The 2923-nt window shown below is 38.5% G+C and carries 4 protein-coding genes; 3 read left to right on the plus strand and 1 reads right to left on the minus strand.

Annotated features, from left to right (window positions below; genetic code table 11):
• The 3 genes from WBM49_RS00490 to WBM49_RS00500 form a co-directional block, all read left to right on the plus strand.
• On the plus strand, positions 1-350 hold a 350-nt coding region (locus WBM49_RS00490; RefSeq protein ID WP_424370095.1), incomplete at its 5' end, for a sensor histidine kinase.
• Between the two features lie 2 nt (positions 351-352).
• Positions 353-670, plus strand: a complete 318-nt coding sequence (locus tag WBM49_RS00495; protein WP_424370096.1) for an Hpt domain-containing protein — start codon at positions 353-355, stop codon at positions 668-670.
• 2 nt (positions 671-672) lie between these two features.
• Positions 673-1383, plus strand: a complete 711-nt coding sequence (locus tag WBM49_RS00500; protein ID WP_424370097.1) for a LytR/AlgR family response regulator transcription factor — start codon at positions 673-675, stop codon at positions 1381-1383.
• 3 nt (positions 1384-1386) lie between these two features.
• Here WBM49_RS00500 and WBM49_RS00505 read toward each other — a convergent pair.
• The coding region (locus WBM49_RS00505) for a tetratricopeptide repeat protein (protein WP_424370098.1) at positions 1387-2923 on the minus strand (1537 nt) is incomplete at its 5' end.

The following is a 2923-nucleotide window of genomic DNA, read 5'->3' on the forward strand; positions in this document are numbered from 1 at the left end:
TGAATCCGCTACCCATCTTACAGGCAGATGCTACCAAAATGCATCAACTATTTCAAAATTTGATCAGTAATGCCGTTATTAATATTGACAAGGCAGAGGGTATTGTAGCCATTGATGTTACCGAGAAAAAGGACCATTGGGAATTCTATATTAAAGACAATGGGACGGGAATCCCAAAAGAATATCATGAAAAAATATTTAAGATCTTTCAGTCCATTGGCACGAAGGAACGCTCCACCGGGATAGGCCTTTCCATTGTTAAAAAGATCGTGGACCTTTATGACGGAGAGATCTGGTTAGATAGTACGGTTGGAGAAGGAACTACTTTTTATTTTACCTTAAAAAAATAAGGATGGAGCAGCCAAATTTGACATACATAGAGAAATTAGCTGGGAACGATGAGGTTTTTAAAAATAAATTTATTGCTATCTTAAAGGATGAATTTCCGATCGAAAAAGAAGAATATTACAACTCACTCAATGCCTCAAAAACAAATGAGACGGCATTGATAGTTCATAAATTAAAACACAAGCTCAATATTTTAGGTCTGGAAGAAGCATATGGCCTGTCTGTGACCTATGAAGAAGAGCTAAAAAAAGGAGATACCAGCCTAGCACCTAAATTTACAAGCATTTTAGATACTATAGAATCCTACCTAAATACCATTTAAACATGACCTGTATTATTATTGACGATGAAGCTGCTGCCAGGGCTATTGTAGCCCAGTTATGTACTTCGTATCCTGAATTGGATGTTATTGAAGAGTTTCCCAACGCTATAGATGCTATTAAGTTCCTGAATCAGCAGACGATAGATCTTGTTTTTCTGGATATCCATATGCCGGGGTTCACCGGATTCGATTTTGTTCAAACACTTAAGAATCCTCCTAAAATTGTTCTTACCACTTCCGATACCAATTTTGCCATTGAGGCATATGAGTATGAAGCTATTGTAGATTATCTGGTAAAACCTATCTCACCGGAACGGTTTGCAAAATCTATTCAAAAAGTAAAGAATTCCTTGGAGAAACAACCTGCATTAAGCGCTTCTGAAGGGAATACATCCGGGGTTGGTGAAGATCTGTATATCAACATAGACAGACGACTAATTAAGCTAACCTTTGATGAGATCTTGTTTATAGAGGCAAAAGGCGATTATATAGATGTGAAGACCACAAAAGAGACCCACAGGGTCCATAATACTTTAAAGAAGATCAAGGAAAAGCTTCCGGAAGAACTTTTTTTGCAGATACATCGATCGTTTATTATCAACTTTACTAAGATCAGTGATATTGAAGATAATAGTGTCCTCATTGAAAAGAATGTGATCCCTATTAGCAGGTCTAACCGACCCGAGTTGATGCGACGATTAAACTTGTTGTAAATTTTACTTCAGGGCAAGAAGTTTCTTATTGAATAAAGGTGCCTTTGTAATTGCCCACTTTACTTTAATTCCGATCTCAGTGAATTCAAAGCCGGCTGCGGTGGCCGAAGCAATATTGCTATACTTTCCGTATAGATCAACCCCCAACCTATTGGTAAATTGATGCTTTAATTGTGCCTCTATCCTAAAGATGGCAGACTGATCGTCACTTTCTACCTTTTGAAAGCCTGTTGCTCCACTTAGCATATACCTCGTCTTTTCTGAGAATGATCCTCTGATATCGGCGAAAACCTCCGTGGCGTGATACTGCTCCGGACTAAAATAGATACTTGGCAGCTGGTCTTTAAAAGCAATATATTGATAGTTGACCCCAACCTTTAATACCGGACTTTTCAATACATTATAATATAAGGAGGTAAAGATCAGATTCCTGGTATTACCATCGGTTTGCCTTGTATGCATTAGCTGGGTATACCATCCCAAATTAAAATTCGAACTTACATTATAATTAAGGCCATAATGATTCATGACGATCTCACGCTCTATAAGGTCTGCATTAAAATTCTGAACTTCTCTCTGATACCCTATCTCCAAATTCTGAAGTCGCATTGGTTGTAATTGAAATCGTGCATCCAGGATGGGTTGGGTATATGATCTGTCTCCAAAGCTGGCGTTATTAAATCCGATGACAGTTTTTAATTTGGTCTGCGGGAACACTTTGTACTCAGCACCGGCCAATACAACATGTGAAGTAGCCTTGTTCTGAGAAATGGTATTTTCCGTATTCCTGAACTGATATGAAAATGTTGTTCTGAATTTTGTCGAAAACGGCAGGCTGCCACTTATCTGATTTCCAACTGCTACATTTTTACCATTATCAAAGGTGTAAAAGGCTTTCTCCTCCAGCATAGGCGTATGCAGTGAATTCAATTTCTCTACAAATCCCTGGGCATCTGCCTGGTTTTCGTAATGCGATAAAGTTTTATAAGCTGCCTCATAGGCAGGTATGATCCTGTCTGAAGCAAACAAGGCATTTGCCATTCCCAGGTTCCCATCAAAGGACGTACTATCATTCAATAGAATAGCATCATAGGAGTCAAGACTGCTCTTAAAATTGGCTGTATACATTCCTAAGGTTGCTCTTAGTGCTTTTACCCAATTCTGGTTTGGCGCGCTTTTTTCCAAACTGTCTATTTGTTTATCTGCTTCCCTATACTTGCTATTCCAGATCAGGGCCTGAATATACCGTTCATTCGTCTGGTTCGCTAGTACGCTATCATTGACCGTTGCAACCTTAGTTCGTGCAATACGTGCTATATTCAATGCTTCTTTATCATTTTTTCCGATATGTGAGGCAAGTGCAATACCATTAAGCGCTACAATAGAGTCTAACGGGTTCTTTACCAATTGTAAATAAGCGCTTTTTGCACGTTCTGAATTTTTGGTGATCAAATACAGATTGGCAAGATTTAGCAGTGTTTCTTTGTCCTCCGGAAAATCAATGAATATTTCATTTAATAATTGCTCCGCGATAGTATAC

The organism is Muriicola sp. (assembly GCF_049669965.1).
Lineage (GTDB): Bacteria > Bacteroidota > Bacteroidia > Flavobacteriales > Flavobacteriaceae > Muriicola.